Raw genomic sequence first — 16,822 nt, forward strand, 5'->3', positions numbered from 1 at the left:
TCGTGTGTTTCTGGCTCACATGATCGATCAGCGGAAGCAAACCGGCCTGACGCAGGCGGAACTGGCCGCCCGTCTTGATCGGCCTCAATCGTTCATTTCAAAATGTGAAAATGGTGAAAGGCGCCTTGATTTTGTCGAGGTCATCGAATGGCTCGTCGCGCTGAAGGCGGATCCAATCTCGTTTGCGCAAAAGTTACTGCGCGATCCCAATTTCAAACATTAGGGCCCTTTTGAAGTTTGGTGATGACGCCTCGCGCTGATGCGCGACCGCGCTCTATGGCTCGGGCGAACCCTCGCCACCGAGCCTTGGTAGCCCAAGTCTCGGCCATGCGGTGACGATCGCTGGCGTAGAATAATGGCGCCGCGCCGTTGCGCGACGGCGCTGCTTGTTGCCTCTCCCGTTACGGCGGGTGCGGGCGGCGCTCCCGGCTAGGCCCGTCGCGGGCGACGCCAACCCCTCACGCTTTCGCTTCCGGGGTGCTCCACTCACGTTCCGCCCTTCGGTGTCGTCGCCCGCTCGAACCGGGCCTCTTGGTCGCGTCTCGCCGCCCACCCCCGCCTTCGCGGGGAGGCTTTGTGCCTTTTTGGGGTGGCGTGGGAGCAGCCGTGCCAAGACCAGCCAGCCGTGGTGCCCGCAGCAAGGGTGCGGGCGATAACCGCCAGACCGAGAACCGCGCGAACCTCTACGACGAGGTCACCGCGCGGATTATCGCCGAACTTGAAGCGGGGCGTTTCCCTTGGGTCCAGCCTTGGAGTGCGGTGCCGGGGGCGGGGCCTTGCCTGCCGCGCAATGCACTGACCGGCAGGAACTATTCGGGCGTCAATGTCCTGATCCTGTGGGGCGCCGTCATCGAGCAGGGCTTTCCGTCGCAATCATGGCTGACCTTTCGGCAGGCCCAGGAGGCGGGCGGCTGCGTCCGCAAGGGCGAGCGCGGGCAGACCGTGGTCTATGCCGATCGCTTCGTGCCCCAAGCCGAAAAGGCGAAGGCCGAGGCGTCAGGAGAAGACGCCAAGCCGGTGCCGTTCTTGAAGCGCTTTACCGTTTTCAATGTCGCGCAATGCGAGGGGTTGGGCGAGAGGTTGGCGTCCGGTGCGGCACCGCTGCCCGAGCGGGAGATCGTGCCCGTTGCCGAGGAAATCATCGCCGCATCGGGCGTCGACTTTCGGATCGGCGGAAGCGAGGCCTTCTACGTCCCGTCGCTCGATTTTGTGTCGGTCCCGCCGCAGCCCGCCTTCTTCGACCAGATCAACTATTACCGCACCTGCCTTCACGAGGTAGGTAACATCGCAAGTGTCCTTGTCGCGGGCGGCGCGGGCGAGGGTGCTGTAGAACGATACCTCCGCCATCTTCACTGCGGCGAGCAAAGCCCAGGCGGGGGTCGACTGGATGCACGCACAGCAGCCGGCGCTGCAACTCAGCGCTGCGGCGTAATTGGGATTGCGGCGGGTGCGTCCGGCATCCGCCGTAGGCTGCCGGCGAGCCGGTCCTCGGCCGTCCTCGCGCGATGAAGCAGCGTCAGGTTCTCGCTCGCCAAAAGACGCTTCTCTTCCGCATGACGGCGCGCGGCTGCCCTCAGGTCCGCCAGATCGGATTCAAGCTCGGCGATGCGCGCTGCCAGATCGGTCGCCGGTGTTGGGCCACCCGCCGCCGCCTCGATCTCGTCGAGGATGTCGCGATGGGTCGTGTAGAGCGGATTGCGGCTACGCCCAGCCTCGCGCGCGACCGAAGCCGGGCTGATCCGCACGACGCGCCCAGCATGATCGGCATGCCGCCCTTCGCCGCGCACAAGTCTGGCGAGTGCAGCCCGGTAGCTCCTTGCGACCGCGTCAGATCGGCGCAACGCATCAGTTCCCCTCATATTGCCCTCCGATCTTTGCCAGCACGCCGTCGCACTGTTCGATCGCCTCGGTCAGCACCGCCGCTGTCATCGCTCCGGCTCGGGGAAGCAGGGCAGCATTGCGCGCACGCCGATCTCGCCAGTAGCCGGCATGCTGCTCCTCAACGACCATATTCGCGCACGACAGGCACACCGCTGGCGCCCTCCCGGCTTCGCTCGGCCCGGCCTCACCGCCGCAGCGCGCCGTTTCCTGCTGGAACACGCACCAGCCATAATCGCAGGCATGCACCCGGAGATCGGTCTCCGCGAGGATAAATGCGATATAGTCGCGCCGGACCTGCTCACCGGCACGGCCGCGGAACCGGACATTGCCGGCAACGATACGCTCCCCCATCCGGCCACCAAGGCGCTTGCTGGTCAGCATTTGATCGAGCGCTGCGGCGGTTTCGGCGCGGCTCTCATGGTCGATAAGGCCGTGCAGATCGAAGTCGTTCCCCACATAGCTTCGGGCCGTCATCGCGACCGACGCATGCTTGAAGTGCTCGGCCAGCCCGAGAAGCTGTGATCGATCCCGCCGTGCCACGAACCGAGCGAAGGTCTTGCGGAACTGGTGCGTGCTGAACGACCAAGGCTTTCCTTCATGTTCGGGCACGCCGACGTGCCGCGCGAAGTCGTTGATCCGCCAACCGATGTGCATGTGGGTCACCGGCACGATCTCGCCATATTGCGTGTTCTTGACCAGGAAGATTTCATCGCGTCCCGACGCGGCACGCAGCGGGGCGCTCAGCTGTTCGAGCAGATCGACGGCCCGCACCACCGGCGCGGGGGCAACCCAGCGTTCCTCCCGCCCCTCGGGATGGTCTACCGTCTTGAACAACCGCGCCACCACATAGGCCTGATCCACGCCGGTCTCGCCGATCGGGCGGTATTCGATCGCCCCGACCTTCATCGACAGGATCTCGCTCACCCGCATCCCGACGAAGCCCGCGATGACGATGTAGCAGGCTTCGACGAGGTGGCATGCGGCGTGACGGACGGCGTAAGCGCCATCCAACTTGTCCCCCAGCGGTCCCGTCAGATGCGCTTGCCGCAGCGCCCTGCGCACATAGTAGGAGGCTTGGCGGGAGATGCCGGTAGCGAGGCCGATGGCCCTGGCTCGTAAGCGGATCGTTTCAGCCTCGATGATCGTCTCGCCATGCTCCTCCACCCAGCGCAACGCTTCGCCAAGGATCGCGACGGCGACCTCATCCGGGATGAACGGGATTGTCCCTTTGGTCGCGCGCGTGACGCCCGCCGCCTCGAAGGTCGTGTCCAACGGCAGCGGATCGACGCGCGGAGCATCGCTCAGCTTGGTTCTTTGCCGATAGAGATCCTTTATGGCGAGCAGGTAGTTGCTCACCGTGCTTGGGCTGACCCGCGCCTTTCCATTGCGGGCGGGACGACCGCGCAACCAAACGCACAGGCGATCGACAGCGCTCGGGTCGATGTCGGAGAAGCGGCGCAGCCCCTCGATCGCCATCCACCCGATCAGCGTGCGCAGAATCAGGCCTTTCATATGAAGCGACGCGAGCGATGATCGCTTTCGTCCCGCTGGCGGATCGACGCGCATCGACCAGAGGAAGTGCTTCGCGGCATGGATCAGGGCCGCGCGCTCCCCGATGCCGATCCTCGCATCCTTTGGCATCGCAACGACCCAGCGCAGCCGGTTCTGATCGGCGCGGCGACCCGACGTCCTGATGTCGAGGCGCCATTCGTCGTCGCCGAATCGGCTCCAGGGCGAGACGGCCATATCTTCCCAGGCCGGCGCCCCCGCCCTCGTTTGTGGCCGCACGCTCATTCGATCGGCGGCAGCACGGGCAGCGCACGGTCGACCGCTGCATCATGCAGCGTGTCCGGGAAGCGCGGCAGAATATCGCGTTCGAGGATCTCCAGTTTGGGGGCATAGAGCAGCCGCCAACGACCCGGCACCATCCCGTTTCGCGCGTCGATCAGCGCCGATCGCGTCGCGTTAAGCCGAACCAGCATCTCCACATCGAGCGGGATGACCGCGTTCTGGCAGGTGAAGCACCCCAGCCAGGCCGTGCAGAGTTGGCCCGCACGCTGGCCTTCCGCCGCCCCACCCATCGGATCGGCGCAGATGAAGCCCGAGGCCGACGCACGGCGAACGTCGACGTCAGGCTGTTCGGGTATTTCCGCATCCGGCTCCCCCCGCACGATCTCGACGAACCGGGCCTGCAAGGCGCCAACGGCGATGGCTTGGGCTTGTCGGACGAGCGGCCGATCCACATAACGCTGCGTGGTGTCCGGCGTCGCATGGTTCGCCAGCGCCTGGGTTTTCAGGATATCATGGCCCAGCCTCTCATGCGCCAGCGTCAGCCCAGATGCCCGAAGCGCGGCGATGCTCAGTTGCAAGGGCCTGCCCAGATCGTCTCGCAGATCGTGACGCTTCACGAAGCGCCGGACATGCGCCGATACCAGATAGTTCGGTATCACGCCGACGATCCGCGAGCTGTTCATATTGTCGATCAGGAACAGGCGGTCCCGGTCCTCGGGCCGCGCATGCGGGATGAGCGCAGCCGTCATTGCCAGCACTTGCTCGATCAACGTCGGGACCGAGAAGCTCTTATCCTTGAGGAAGCTGCGCCGTTGTTCGCGGCTCGAGCGCCCTTTGCTCCAGGTGACGAGCACGCGGCCGTCAAGCAGGAGGTGCTCGCTCATGCAGTCGCGACGAAGCAAGCGCAGCGCTTCGGCATTGGCGTAGGTCTGCGCGCCGATCGCGATCATGTAGGGCACGATCGTTTCCGGCATCATGTAGAGATGAGCCGCCACCTTCAGATTGGCGCCATGGCGCAGCATCGCGAAGTGAAGGCGCCACAGTTTCGCTCCCGGCTTCGACATCACCCGCGTCGGTGGCACGATCCCGCCGAACCGATCGCAGATTATCGCAAGCAGAACCCCGATATCGTCCAGATCAAGCCGCGCCAGATCGTCCTCAGCCGCGATCGCGGCACGGTCGAGGCGCGCAAGCGCCGCGCACCCAGCCTGGAACACCGCCCAGCTGGCAGTGATATCGGCGCGGGCTGCGGCTAGCACGCGCTCCATCTCGTTTCGGCTCAGCACCGCTCGAGGCGGTGTCTCGGCATTCTTGCGTGGGAAGGCGTTGAACGGGATATCAAGGTCGGAGTGGGTCAGCTCGGGCCGGTTTCGCTGCAACCATGCGATCAACTGCTTGATGCACGACCATGCCCCATGTCTCGTCGCCTTCACCCAGGGTTTGGTATCGAGCGATGCGATGAACGCGCGCAGCACCGCTGTATCGACGTCACGCATCGACGTGATTGCATCATCATGTTCCTTGATGAACGAGAACCACAGGGGAAGCCGACGATAGGTGCTGATGCGAGTTGACGCTGCTTTGTCGCCAAGATGATGTCGGAACGCCAGCGCCAGCTCGGCCGCCATCGGCACTTTTCCGAACATTGTAAAATCGAACGAACGCTTGAGCGTGCCGTCTGCTTGTACGAAGTTGACGACGAGCGTACCGGGCTCGCTGATCAGCGGGATCGGCGATGGTGCGACCCGATAATTCTTCCGGCGGCGTGCCACTACAGCAGTGCCGCATAGAGATCATCGACTGAGGATTCGATGATCGAGAGGTCGGTTGCGACGACGCGGAGGTAGATCGCTGTGGTCGCAAGATCGGCGTGCCCCATCAACACCTGCAGCGCGAGCAGCGGATTGAGGTCCGGATGGGTTTGTGCCTCGCGCTGCAGGAACCTCAGCATCGCTACCGCGAACGTGTGGCGCAGCGCATGGAACGTCGCCGGTACGCCTGCGCCGTCTGCCGCCGCTTTGAACATCGCGCCAACCCGCCGGGGCGTCATCGGCTGCCCCCTTACGGTCAGGAACAGCGCGTCAGGGTCAGTGGGCCCAGCGCGAGCTTGCATTTTTCTAACCGTGACGGCGCGCTCCTCCCGCACATAAGCCCACGTCCGATCCAGAAGCGTGGGCGGCGGATAGATGACGCGGGCTTTTCCGCCCTTTGTTGCGTCGATTCGCACCGGCATCATCGGTTCGGCGCAGGCCTTCGGAAGAAGGCGGAGTTTCAACCCGGCGATCTCCATGCGCCTTATCCCGGTCGTGACCGCCCATTCGACAACGAGCCGGTCCCTGACCGGCATTTCCGCTATGATCCGCCGGATCGCCGACGGCGCCAGCGGACGCGGCAGCATCGTCACATGGCGCACGGTCAGCTCGTTGACGCGCTCGCGGCCGCCACTCGCATCGATATGAGCGAAGAAGCCTGGCGGGCGGCTTCGCGACAGTGCGACGTCGCTTGCCGTAAACGGCGTTCGATCAATCAGGCCGGTCCCGGCACACCAGTGGTAGAACCGGGCGATGGTGCGCAACCGGCCATTGATCGTACTGCGCGCCAGCGGCTTTTCGTCGTCATCAGGTGGATGCAACATATTGTCCCGGTATGCTGCGATCTCACCAGAGCCGACACTGTCCCAGCGCCAGTCATTCGCCTCAATCGTCTGCCACCAGTCATAGAGCGCTTCGCCGTAGGTGCGCCAGGTCTCGGGGCTGCGCGTCCGCCCACGCACCAGCGCGACATGCATCAGCCAGGCACAGGCCGGCTCGATCAGTCGCATTTTCGCGTCGAGCAGCATCGGCACGCCCAGAACCGATGAGCCATCGGGCCTGAACGTTTCTGCCGAGAACAACAACTCCGCCATACCTCTCCTCGATCGCTGCCGAATGGGGTGGGCCCTCGGGCCCACCCCATTCGGCGAAGAAGGAGAGTGGGGCCTGTGCAGGGTGTCCTTCTGGATAGCCCTGAAAGGACAGAAAGGACATCCTGTGGGCAGGACCTAACATGAACTGACCCACGCGACCGGCCACCCCAAGCGGCTCAATCGGACCCTGACCAACGGGTTCGGCAGCAAGGATTTTGCCCGCGAGGAACTAATCGCCGAGATGGGATCGGCGTTCCTCTGCGCCGCGCTCGGCATCGTGCCGACCGTCCGCCATGCCGATTATATCGGCGCGTGGCTGGACGTGCTGCGCGAGGATAATCGCGCCATCTTTCGGGCGGCGAGCGCGGCGACCAAGGCAGCCGACTGGCTGTTGGCGCGGCATCGCGAAGCGCAAGCCGCTCGTATCGACGAGAGGATCGCGGCATGATCCTGCTGACCCCCGACCTTCGCTATGCGCTGCGCGCCAACGCGATCAATCGCCTCGCCGCGCTACGCGACGACAAGCCCGAACCCGACCCCGTCCCGGTGGTCAAGCTGTTCAACCCGGCGGGCGCGGCGACATGGTTGGCGACCGAACTCGACGACGATGAAGATACCCTGTTCGGCCTTGCCGATCTCGGCTTCGGCTGTCCCGAACTCGGCTCGTTCAGCTTGTCAGAGATTGCGAGCGTGCGCCTGCCGTTCGGCTTGCGGATCGAACGCGACCTCGATTTCGCGACGCCGTTCCCGCTGTCGCGCTGGGCCGAGACCGCAAGGCGCGCGGGTTCGATCATCTGGGCCGAGCAGCTTTTGCGACGCGCTGCCGCCCACCAGCTTCGGCCCCCCAAATCCTGACGGGGCCGGATGACGCGCGGCGCGTTCCCGCCGCTTTCGAAAGCCGGTCCGCCCTCCCGGAAAAGACGACGGGCCGGCACTCACAAGGAGTGACGACCATGAAACTCGACTTCATCGACCTTGGCAACATCGACGACAGCGCGGTCAACATGCGCGCGGGCAGGAAAGCCCCGGACGTGACCGATATCCTGCCAACCGTGCGCGCACGCGGCATCCTCGTGCCGGTGATTTTGCGCGCAAGCAGCGAGGGACGTTATGAACTGGTGGCCGGGCGCAGGCGGGTTCATGCCGCGCGCCTTGCGCTTGCCGAGCCGCAGGCGGACCCCGAGCTTGGCCGCGTGCCTGCCGCGATCATTGGCGCAGGCGACGATGCCGCCGCGCTAGAAGCCTCGCTGATCGAGAACCTCGCACGGTTGGACCCCGACGAAGTGACCCAGTGGGAAACCTTCACCCGGCTGGTGAAGGAGGGCCGCAGCGTCGATGAAATCGCCGCGACGTTCGGCCTGCCCGAACTAGCGATCCGCCGGGTCCTCGCGCTCGGCAATCTGTTGCCGCGCCTGCGCCAGCTTTACGCGCAGGAGAAGCTCGACGTTGCGACCATTCGCCAATTAACGCTGGCGAGCAAGAGCCAGCAACGCGACTGGCTCGCGCTCTATGACGACCCCAATGGCTGGCCTCCTTATGGCCGCGAACTCAAATCCTGGCTGTTGGGCGGCGAGACGATTGCGGCGCGCCACGCGCTGTTCGATGTGGACGCAAGCGGCATCGCGACCATCGCCGACCTGTTCGGCGAGGACCGTTATCTCGCCGATCCGGATGCGTTCTGGACCGCCCAACGCGCCGCGATCGAGGCGCGCAAGGCCGACTATCTGGAGCAGGGCTGGTGCGATGTCGTCATCGTGCCCGCGTCCGAGCCATTCCATTCCTGGGACTATGAGAAGACGGCCAAGCGCAAGGGCGGACTTGTCTATATCGATATCCGCGCCTCGGGTGAGGTCATTTTTCATGAAGGCTATGTGTCGCGCAAGGAAGCGCGTCGCATCGCCAAGGCTGCGAGCGGCGGCGCGCCCGGCACGCCGAAACCCCAGCGTCCCGAATTGACCTCGGCGCTCCAGAACTATGTCGATCTGCATCGCCATGCCGCCGTCCGCGCCGCCTTGCTGGCGCGTCCGGAGGTCGCGCTGCGACTGATGGTCGCGCATGCCATCGTCGGCTCGCCGCTCTGGGCCGTGCGGCCCGAGCGGCAGTTCTTGCGTAACGACGAGGTTCGAGAGAGCCTCGAAACGTCGCGCGGCGAGGCGGTGTTCGACGAGCGCCGCCGCGCGGTGCTCGACCTGCTCGGCTTCGCGCCCGAGGAACCGACCGTCACCGGCGGCAATGGCGACGACTATGGCGTCGTCGGCGTGTTCCTGCGGCTGATCGAGCTACCGGACCCCACCGTCATGGACGTGATCGCGGTGGTGATCGGCGAGACGCTGGCAGCAGGGAGCGCGGCGGTCGAGGCGGCAGGCGGCGAGATCGGCATCGACATGGCCGAGTGGTGGCAGGCGGATGATGCCTTGTTCGCGCTGATCCGTGACCGCGAGGTGCTGTCCCGGATCGTCGCCGAGGTCGCCGGCGAGACCGTCGCCGACGCCAATGCAGGCGAGAAGTCCAAGACGATGAAGCGCATCGTCGGCGACTATCTCGAAGGCCGTGACGGGCGCCCCAAGGTGGAGCGCTGGGTGCCGCGCTGGATGCAGTTCCCGCCGATGGCCTATACCGCGCGCGGCGGCGTGGGCACCGTCGCGGCCCATGCTAAAGTCGTCGCGGCACGCGATCTGCGTGATGCGCCGGACCCCGACGAACCGGCTTCGCCCTTTGCCGAAGCGGCTTGATTAAATGCGGGCGGCGGCTGTGCCGTCGCCCGTCCCCTTGCCATCTTTTTTTACACTATCGGGCCGTACGGCGGCCCAGAAAGCCTCAATGGTCAGGCGGTCGCGCTTCGCGCCGCAGTGCCTTGAGTTAGGTGGTCGCGCTTCGCGCCGCCCAGGGGTCGGCGGTCGCCTCGACGACGATGCGATCGGCAGGAAACGGCCGATCGAAGCGCGACAAGGCAGGCAGCGGATCGCCAGCCACGCGTCCCATTCGTGCGGCTCGAGGATGACCGGCGAGCGATCGTGGATATACGCCAGTTCGGGCGCATTGTCGGTCATTACGCCGGTATAGCAGTCCCCCCATTCGTCCGACGCGCGTCACAAGCCTGCCCAGGCCGCAATCGGACGATCGGCGACCGACAACCATGTCCGGGTCATCCTGCCACGCGGCCCGACCGCCTCCGCATAGGCATTGAACGGGATGAGGCAACGATTGGCGGGATCGGTCGCCCAGCGCCGCCAATAGCCGCCGAGCTTGTCGAACCGGGCATTGTTGACCGGCTTGGGCTTCAAGGGCTGGCCATTCTTGCCCTTCAACACGACCGGAAATCCCCAGGTCATCGCCCGCACCCGACCACCGGCGATGACAAGCCCCTTGTAGCCCGGATAGACCTCGCTCGCCGCGTTCAGCCCGTCATCGGCGACCGCCCTGAACAGGTCGGCGATCGCCGCAGTTGGCGTTTTCAAGCGATAGAGGTTGCACATAGCGTCGAGCATCGCTTCCACGGCATCGGAGTCAAGCTCGGGCGCATAGGCGCTCGCCCATCGTGCGCGCTGCATCAGGCCGGGCGGTGCCCAACCGGCGCGCAGGTGCCAGCAATCGAGCAGCCCGTGCAAGGACGTGGTGCGGATATACTGCGCCACATCGGGCGTGTGCGCCCAATCCTTGGGATCGGCAAGTTCCTTCCAGAATTTGATGCATTGCCAGCGCTCGGCGATGCACTCGTGCGCAAGCCAGGCGAGCGCCAGACGCTGGCCCCAGTTCCGCACGATCGGGCCATTGGCAGCGTCGAGCTGGGCAAGCGCATCCTCCAGCGTTCGCAGCGCGAGCTGCGCCAGGTCGATTCGAGCGGGCATGCCGCATGCGCGAACAGATCAGGAACATTGTCAAGCGCGCGATGACGAGGCCGAGGCGACCGAGAGCGCAAAAGCGCTTGGATTTCGCAAGCAGGGATCGCCGAAGCGATGCGCGCCAGACCATCGATCTGCAAGGTTCGTCGCTTCAGTGCTGCACGTCCAGCGCCGCCCTTGCGGCCTCTCTTGATGGCGGGTCTGGCGCCTCCCGGCCTTGGCCGCGCAACGGCGTCGTCCGATTTTCTTCCCCGCGCTGGCGCGCTCCTCGCGCAACCAAGAAAATCGGCTTTTGCCGTTCTCCGCTAACGCTTCGACCGAAGGTGCGCGTCGGCCGTCCGGCGCCCGATCGACCGCCATCGAGGCCGCATGGGGCGGTGCTCGATACATGCATCAGGAGACGTTACCATGGCACAGATCGGCAGCTTCAAGCGCGACGACAACGGCACCTACACCGGCGAAATCCGCACCCTCACGCTTCGCGTCAAGGCGACCATCCGCCCCGTCGAGCGTGACAACGACAAGTCCCCCGACCACCGCGTGAGCGCAGGCGGCGTCGAGTTCGGCGCGGCCTGGACCAAGGCGGCGCGCGAGACGGGCGCGGAATATCTGAGCCTCAAGCTCGACGATCCTTCGTTCCCGGCGCCGATATACGCGACGCTGACCCAGGGCGATGACGGCGAGCACAAGCTCATCTGGTCGCGCTGATCAAGGCAGGCCTCGCGCTTTGGCGCGGGGCCTTGTTGCCACTGTGTCGAATTCGGCACCGCCCGTTTTCGACACTCCCTGCGGCTCTTCCAATACCGCATCACGGGTCCGCCCGCCGCACGACGCGGCGCGCCGCGTGAGGACCGATCAATGAACGACGGAGACGAAATTACCCGCGCGCGCCTCGCACAGCGCGGCTCCCCTTTCCTTAGCCCAGAGCAGGCTGCCCATTATCTAGGGCTGTCCACCCGCACCCTTCAAGAATATCGCAGCGCTGGCACCGGGCCCCGCTTCCGGCGCCACTCGCGCCATGTCCGCTATCACATCGACGATCTCGACGGCTGGTCGAAGGGTGTCGCGGAAAGCGGCGGTCATGACTGACGATCGCCCATCCATGGCATTGCGGCCGCTGAACCACTGGGGCGATGCCCTGCGCGCCGCCAAGCGCACGCGCAGCCAACTCGGGCGTCGCTCGGTCGCGCTTGGGATCTTGATGGCCGGGCTTGGCACGACGATCGCGCTCCACCCGCGCCCGCTTCTCGTCTGGAACACCACCGCCAGCGCGCCGCTCGGCCTCTACGCGGTGGGTTCAGCCGGCGCGCTGCAAACCGGCGACATGGTAATCGCGCGCGTCCCCCGAGCCTATCGCCGGCTTGCTGCGGAGCGGCGCTATCTCCCCGAGAACGTGCCCCTGGTGAAGCGAATAGCGGGCGGGTCCGGCGATACTCTTTGTGCGCGCGGACCTACGGTTTTCGTCAACGGAACGCGGGTCGCCGACCGCCTGGCCGCCGATCGCGCCAGGCGGCCCATGCCGTGGTGGACGGGGTGCGTGACATTGCGGCACGGCGCGTTGTTCCTGCTCATGGCCGACAACCCGGCGTCGTTCGATGGCCGCTATTTCGGGCCGACCCCGCGTGGGGACATCATCGGCAGCGCGTGGCCGCTATGGACGTACTGAAGGCGGCGGCGCTCGTAATCGCGCTGATGGCTTCGCCCGCAAGGGCCGATCCCGTCGCGCAATGGCGGCCGTATATCGCCGAGGCATCGGTCCGGTTCGGCATTCCCGCCGAATGGATCGAGCGCGTCATGCACGCTGAAAGCGCAGGGATGACGACCCTCAACGGTCGGCCGATCACCAGCAAAGCAGGAGCTATGGGGCTAATGCAGTTGATGCCGGCGACCTGGGCCGAGATGCGCGCGGCCCTTGGATTAGGCACTGACCCGAATGATCCGCGCGACAACATTATGGCGGGGAGCTGCTACCTTCGCTGGATGTATGATCGCTTCGGTTATCCAGGACTGTTCGCCGCCTATAATGCCGGCCCCGGGCGCTATGCGGCCTATCTCGCGGGCCGGGCTGGCCTGCCCACGGAAACCGTTGGCTATCTTGCTAGCGTAACCTCGCGAACTGGGGCGCCCGCTACAGCAAATCGGCTTCCGTCCATTGTCGCCGGGCGAGCACCCGCTGTGCCTCCGCCCGACCTGCTATTCTTCATTCGCCGCACCGGCGACCAGCGATAGAACTGCTGGGTCGGCCTCCGTGTCCTCGATGGATTCGATCGGTTCAAATCCAGGGGGATAGACGTGGCCAATGTTCGACTCCGTGTTTAGCGAAAGGATCAGGCTCGCCAGCACCGACCGACCGAGCTTCACGTGCCGGTGCATTTCATCCTCGGGATCAAAGTTAATCGGCGCTGTGAACGCGCCATCGAACCCGGTGAACGGATAATCGGTGAGCAGCACCAGCGGTAGGAAGGCGTCAGCGTAAAGCGAGATCGTGAGCACCGACATATTGGACTTCGCGCCCCAGTGGCCGAGCCAGTTCTCGTCGGGTGCCGTTTCGATGAATCCGATCACTGCCTGTGTGCCGCCGGCAAAACTTGGATGCGCTGTTCCCGACAACATCTTCCCCTGTCGACGTTGCTGGTCGGCGAACCATCTCGCGGCGTCGCCACTTGACTGAAAGAATCCCGCCCACGCGGCCTCCAGGCGCTTGAACAATTTGCCCCGTGCGAGTTGCCGGAAATAGAACGCATTGGCTGTCTCGGGGGTGTCAGCCCCAACGAAATCCTTGGCAAGCGCAGAATCGTCGATCAGCGCGACGAGGACATGGATATATTCGGTAATCGACCGTAGCAGTGTCCGCGCCGATCCGTCGAAGCCGAGCGTCACGAGATGACGCAGCGCGTTGGTGTCCGCGATGAGCTTGCCGAGCAAAACGACGACCGACTTTTCGAAGTCGTTCATCGGCACATCGCGCTCTTTGGCAGGGCGATACACCGTGCTAAATAGGCTCACAAGCCAGCTGCCGAACTCGTCGAGGATCGCGATCCACAGGTCGATATATGGTGCTTCGACCTTCTTGTTGCGGTCGGTAGAAGACCGGACAAGCTCGTCAATACTAATGCCGAGCCGCGCATCGTCGGCGAGCGTCTCGCCCTTCTTCGACCATTGCGCCCGCATGTAGCGCCCGAAATGCGCTTTCCCGAATAGCGCGGTCGGATCGGGGTCGGGCGGAACATCGTCGGTACTGTCTGTCATGCGAGTAGCTTAGCCCAGCCCCTGCATCGACACGATTGAATTGGTTTGGCCGGGAGGGGGTGGGCTCGTCTCGGCAAGGCCCAGCATGACGGCCGCCAGAACGCCTATCAAGGCCGGCAGCCCCTCCAATTTTGCCGCGAGAAGGAGCGTGCTGCGCACGCGCTTTTGTTCGTTCCTGCGCAACAAAATCGGTTCCTCCGCCGCCGCTTGCGCGGTGCCTCCGCTTGCGCTCCGGCAGCCCTGACAGGCGCTCCGCCGACCGTCTTCGAGGCTTCATCCTCGATGGTCGAGGAGAAGGAATGGAGCAGGTCATGAGCATGATGGAGAGCATTGGCGCAGGGTCGGCCAGAGCAACAGATCGCGTGATGGCGGCGCTGGTTTCGGGGCTGGAGATCGAGTTTGGACGCGGTGTCGGCGAGGCGCTGGCGCACCGATTCCTGGAAGCCGAAGAGATCGATTTTCACTGGGATGCGCGTGTTCAGGAGCGCTGGATCGGCACATACGAAAGCGTCGATGACGACGAAATCGAGCTGGATCGGATCGCAATTGTCGGGCGATTGGACAGCATATGGTACGTCGCGATGATGATCGTCGATAGCGACGGCAACGCGCACGGCATGATGGGAAAGCGCACATTTCAGCGCAGGCGGGAGGCGCTGGAGGCCTTCGCGATCGCGTGAATATCAGCGGCATCGAGGAGCGGCGCCTGGCTGGCGTCGCTCCTTTCTTTTTGCCTCGGCTCGCCTGGCTCTGGGGGGAGGAGAGCTAGAATTGGCGGTCTTCAGGGTGAGAAGGCGTAAGGCAAGATGAAGCAATGGTGCCAGCCTGCGGCTGGACACCATAAGCCATTGTCTGCACGTCGTTTTTTCAAGAAGCGTTGGCACCAACTGGTGGGTCGTAGTGCCACGTTCGCGCCGGGCCGCAGAATTCCTTGGAAAATTTAGCACCGGTTTTCAGCTGCGCCGGGCAGGGTAATGCTGCCGGGCAAACCCCTCAATTTTAGGCCCGGCATGTTCAACGACGACGATTTCGAACCCCGCCTGGGACGCATGCGCGCCAAGGGCAGCAAGCAGGGGCGCAAGTTCTTGTCCAAGGTTCTCGCGGCCGCCAATCTCGCCCGCGGCGGCGCCGGATCGCCGAACCGGCGCGCCCGCTTCGACGGCAGCCGGATCGGGCGCGGCTCGGGTGTCGGCCGGGTGCTCGGTAGCCGCGATCGCTATGCCGCGTTCCGGGCGCGCCGCGTCATCATCAAATCGCGGATCGTGAAGCTCGCCAGCAAGGCGTTCGCCGCGGCGCGCGCCCACATGCGCTATGTCGAGCGCGACGGCATGACCCGCGAAGGCGGACGCGGCCAGCTCTATGGCGCCGACGCCGACAAGGTCGATGGCAAGGCGTGGCTCGACCAGGCCCAGGGCGACCGCCACCAGTTCCGGTTCATCGTCTCGCCGGAGGACGGCGCGGAGTATGACGATCTCAAGGATCTGACCCGGCGGCTGATGGCGCGGATGGAAGAGGATCTCGGCACGAAGCTCGATTGGGTGGCGGTCGACCACTTCAACACCGGGCATCCCCACACCCACATCATCCTGCGCGGTAAGGATGACCGGGGCAAGGACCTGATCATCGCCCGCGAATATATCACGCAGGGCATGCGCGAGCGCGCGGCGGAACTGGTCGATCTCGATTTGGGGCCACGCACGATCGACGCGATCCAGGACAAGCTACGCGGCGAGGTCGATCATGAACGCCTGACCACCATCGACCGCACTTTGCTGCGCGACGCCGACGCCGGTCGGCTCGTCAGCTCGGGCGCGGCTGATGCGTTCGATCAGACGGTGCGGATGGGGCGGCTGCGCAAGCTCGAACGGCTCGGGCTCGCTACGCAGATGGGCGCGTCGACCTGGCAACTCGCCCCTGATCTTGCCGACACGCTGAAGCGCATGGGCGAGCGCGGCGACATCATCCGCACGATGCAGCGTGCCTTCGCCACGCGAGGGTCAGCGCCGGCGCTCGCCGATCAGGCTATCTACGACCCTGCCGCGGCCGATTCCCGGCCGCTGGTCGGTCGCGTGATCGAACGCGGTCTGTCAGACGAGCTCAACGACCGCCAATACCTGCTGGTCGAGGCGACCGATGGTCGCACCTATTATGTCGAGATCGGCAAGGGCGAGCATGTCGATCCCCACTCGACCGGGGCGATCGTGCGGATCGAGCCGGTGTCGGTCGGCATCCGCGAAGCTGACCGCATCGTCGCCGCTATCGCTGCCGCCAACGACGGGCGTTACGATGTCGACGCGCATCTTCGCCATGACCCGTCCGCGACCGAGGCGTTCGCCCAAACCCATGTGCGCCGGCTCGAGGCAATGCGGCGGCTGACTGGCGGCGTCACGCGCGAGGCCGACGGGACATGGATCATCGCGCCTGACCATCTCGACCGTGCCGCCGCCTATGAGGTCGCCCGCGCCAAGGACCGGCCGGTGGCGGTCGAGACGCTTTCGGTCCAGCCGCTGGAGAAGCTGGTCGGCGCGGAAGCCGCGACCTGGCTCGACCGGGAACTGGTCGCCGCCGATCCGGCACCGTTGCGAGATGCCGGATTCGGGCACGACGCGCGCGACGCGCAGGCGCGGCGCCGCCAGTGGCTGATCGCGCAGGGGTTTGCCGAGGAGGCAGGCGGCGGAACGGTCTACCGGCCGGGCATGATCGCAGACCTCCAGCGCCGCGATCTGCTCCGTATCGGCGCGCAGCTCTCTCGTGAGCTTGGCATGCCATTCGTCGAGAGCGAATCCGGCTCACGCGTGAGCGGCGTTTATCGGCGGCCGGTCGATACGACGAGCGGGCGGTTTGCACTGGTCGAGAAGTCGCGGGAATTCACGCTCGTCCCCTGGCGACCGGTGCTCGAGCGCCACGTCGGCAAGAGCGTGTCGGGCATCCTGCGCAGCGACGGTATCAGCTGGAGCTTCGGGCGTGGGCGCGCGGGGCCGAGCATTTCGTGAGCCCGCGATTGCCTCTTTCAAGTTTCATGAAATTATGATCTATTGTTTTCATGAGACAGGGGGCTGGCGAAGCCGATGCGGACGAGCATCTCCAGATCCAGGTACCGTCAATTACGAAGCGCGATCTCGGTCAGCGTGCGCTCGATACGCGCGAGCCAATC

At 65.1% G+C, this 16,822-nt stretch carries 17 protein-coding genes and 1 pseudogene; 11 read left to right on the forward strand and 7 right to left on the reverse strand.

What is annotated here, in order from left to right:
* Positions 1-19 precede the first annotated feature (19 nt).
* On the forward strand, positions 20-223 hold the full coding sequence (locus ACLB0R_RS07015; RefSeq protein WP_416642561.1) for a helix-turn-helix domain-containing protein: 204 nt from the start codon (positions 20-22) through the stop codon (positions 221-223).
* 383 nt (positions 224-606) lie between these two features.
* On the forward strand, positions 607-1,509 hold the full coding sequence (locus tag ACLB0R_RS07020) for an ArdC family protein (protein WP_416642562.1): 903 nt from the start codon (positions 607-609) through the stop codon (positions 1,507-1,509).
* On the opposite strand, the gene ACLB0R_RS07025 is transcribed toward ACLB0R_RS07020, so the two are convergent.
* From ACLB0R_RS07025 to ACLB0R_RS07040, 4 genes are read right to left on the reverse strand one after another with little or no spacing between them, the layout of a single operon-like run.
* Entirely contained in the window at positions 1,416-1,787 is a 372-nt protein-coding gene (locus ACLB0R_RS07025) for a hypothetical protein (RefSeq protein WP_298674892.1), read from the reverse strand. The two genes, ACLB0R_RS07020 and ACLB0R_RS07025, sit on opposite strands and share 94 nt — an antisense overlap.
* 58 nt (positions 1,788-1,845) lie before the next feature.
* Entirely contained in the window at positions 1,846-3,627 is a 1,782-nt protein-coding gene (locus ACLB0R_RS07030; protein ID WP_240456262.1) for a hypothetical protein, read from the reverse strand.
* 44 nt (positions 3,628-3,671) lie between these two features.
* Complete coding sequence (locus tag ACLB0R_RS07035) at positions 3,672-5,444, reverse strand: site-specific integrase (RefSeq protein WP_184107145.1); 1,773 nt, start codon at positions 5,442-5,444, stop codon at positions 3,672-3,674.
* Positions 5,444-6,577: a tyrosine-type recombinase/integrase gene (locus ACLB0R_RS07040; protein WP_184107147.1), complete on the reverse strand. Its 1,134-nt coding sequence runs from the start codon at positions 6,575-6,577 to the stop codon at positions 5,444-5,446. Before ACLB0R_RS07040 ends, ACLB0R_RS07035 begins: the two co-directional genes overlap by 1 nt.
* A gap of 139 nt (positions 6,578-6,716) precedes the next feature.
* Between ACLB0R_RS07040 and ACLB0R_RS07045 the strand changes: the two are divergent.
* From ACLB0R_RS07045 to ACLB0R_RS07055, 3 genes and pseudogenes are all read left to right on the forward strand, one after another.
* A pseudogene (locus tag ACLB0R_RS07045) lies at positions 6,717-7,025 on the forward strand (zincin-like metallopeptidase domain-containing protein); the annotation flags it as partial.
* Positions 7,022-7,432 (forward strand): DUF2958 domain-containing protein, encoded by a 411-nt coding sequence (locus ACLB0R_RS07050; RefSeq protein WP_416642563.1) that lies wholly within the window; start codon positions 7,022-7,024, stop codon positions 7,430-7,432. The pseudogene ACLB0R_RS07045 and the gene ACLB0R_RS07050, both read left to right, overlap by 4 nt.
* A gap of 98 nt (positions 7,433-7,530) precedes the next feature.
* On the forward strand, positions 7,531-9,309 hold the full coding sequence (locus ACLB0R_RS07055) for a ParB/RepB/Spo0J family partition protein (protein ID WP_416642564.1): 1,779 nt from the start codon (positions 7,531-7,533) through the stop codon (positions 9,307-9,309).
* Here the strand turns inward: ACLB0R_RS07055 and ACLB0R_RS07060 are convergent, their stop codons facing one another.
* Positions 9,310-9,627: a hypothetical protein gene (locus ACLB0R_RS07060; protein ID WP_416642565.1), complete on the reverse strand. Its 318-nt coding sequence runs from the start codon at positions 9,625-9,627 to the stop codon at positions 9,310-9,312.
* A gap of 39 nt (positions 9,628-9,666) precedes the next feature.
* On the reverse strand, positions 9,667-10,425 hold the full coding sequence (locus ACLB0R_RS07065; RefSeq protein WP_416642566.1) for a hypothetical protein: 759 nt from the start codon (positions 10,423-10,425) through the stop codon (positions 9,667-9,669).
* Positions 10,426-10,827: 402 nt separating this feature from the next.
* Between ACLB0R_RS07065 and ACLB0R_RS07070 the strand changes: the two genes are divergently transcribed.
* From ACLB0R_RS07070 to ACLB0R_RS07085, 4 genes are all read left to right on the forward strand, one after another.
* The gene (locus ACLB0R_RS07070) at positions 10,828-11,127 is read left to right on the forward strand and encodes a DUF736 domain-containing protein (protein WP_416642567.1); all 300 of its coding nucleotides are present in this window, start codon (positions 10,828-10,830) and stop codon (positions 11,125-11,127) included.
* Positions 11,128-11,277: 150 nt separating this feature from the next.
* Entirely contained in the window at positions 11,278-11,508 is a 231-nt protein-coding gene (locus ACLB0R_RS07075; RefSeq protein ID WP_416642568.1) for a helix-turn-helix domain-containing protein, read from the forward strand.
* Between the two features lie 13 nt (positions 11,509-11,521).
* Positions 11,522-12,085 (forward strand): S26 family signal peptidase, encoded by a 564-nt coding sequence (locus ACLB0R_RS07080; RefSeq protein WP_434953801.1) that lies wholly within the window; start codon positions 11,522-11,524, stop codon positions 12,083-12,085.
* Positions 12,073-12,648, forward strand: a complete 576-nt coding sequence (locus ACLB0R_RS07085) for a lytic transglycosylase domain-containing protein (protein WP_416642570.1) — start codon at positions 12,073-12,075, stop codon at positions 12,646-12,648. The genes ACLB0R_RS07080 and ACLB0R_RS07085 overlap by 13 nt, the downstream gene beginning before the upstream one ends.
* Here the strand turns inward: ACLB0R_RS07085 and ACLB0R_RS07090 are convergent.
* Complete coding sequence (locus ACLB0R_RS07090; protein WP_416642571.1) at positions 12,613-13,668, reverse strand: hypothetical protein; 1,056 nt, start codon at positions 13,666-13,668, stop codon at positions 12,613-12,615. The two genes, ACLB0R_RS07085 and ACLB0R_RS07090, sit on opposite strands and share 36 nt — an antisense overlap.
* Positions 13,669-13,967: 299 nt before the next feature.
* Here ACLB0R_RS07090 and ACLB0R_RS07095 point away from each other — a divergent pair, with 299 nt between their 5' ends.
* The gene (locus tag ACLB0R_RS07095) at positions 13,968-14,348 is read left to right on the forward strand and encodes a hypothetical protein (RefSeq protein ID WP_416642572.1); all 381 of its coding nucleotides are present in this window, start codon (positions 13,968-13,970) and stop codon (positions 14,346-14,348) included.
* A 330-nt stretch (positions 14,349-14,678) separates the two neighbouring features.
* Complete coding sequence (gene rlxS / locus ACLB0R_RS07100) at positions 14,679-16,661, forward strand: relaxase/mobilization nuclease RlxS (protein ID WP_416642573.1); 1,983 nt, start codon at positions 14,679-14,681, stop codon at positions 16,659-16,661.
* Positions 16,662-16,822: the final 161 nt, after the last annotated feature.

This window comes from Sphingomonas sp. GlSt437 (assembly GCF_048015635.2).
Taxonomy (GTDB): domain Bacteria; phylum Pseudomonadota; class Alphaproteobacteria; order Sphingomonadales; family Sphingomonadaceae; genus Sphingomonas.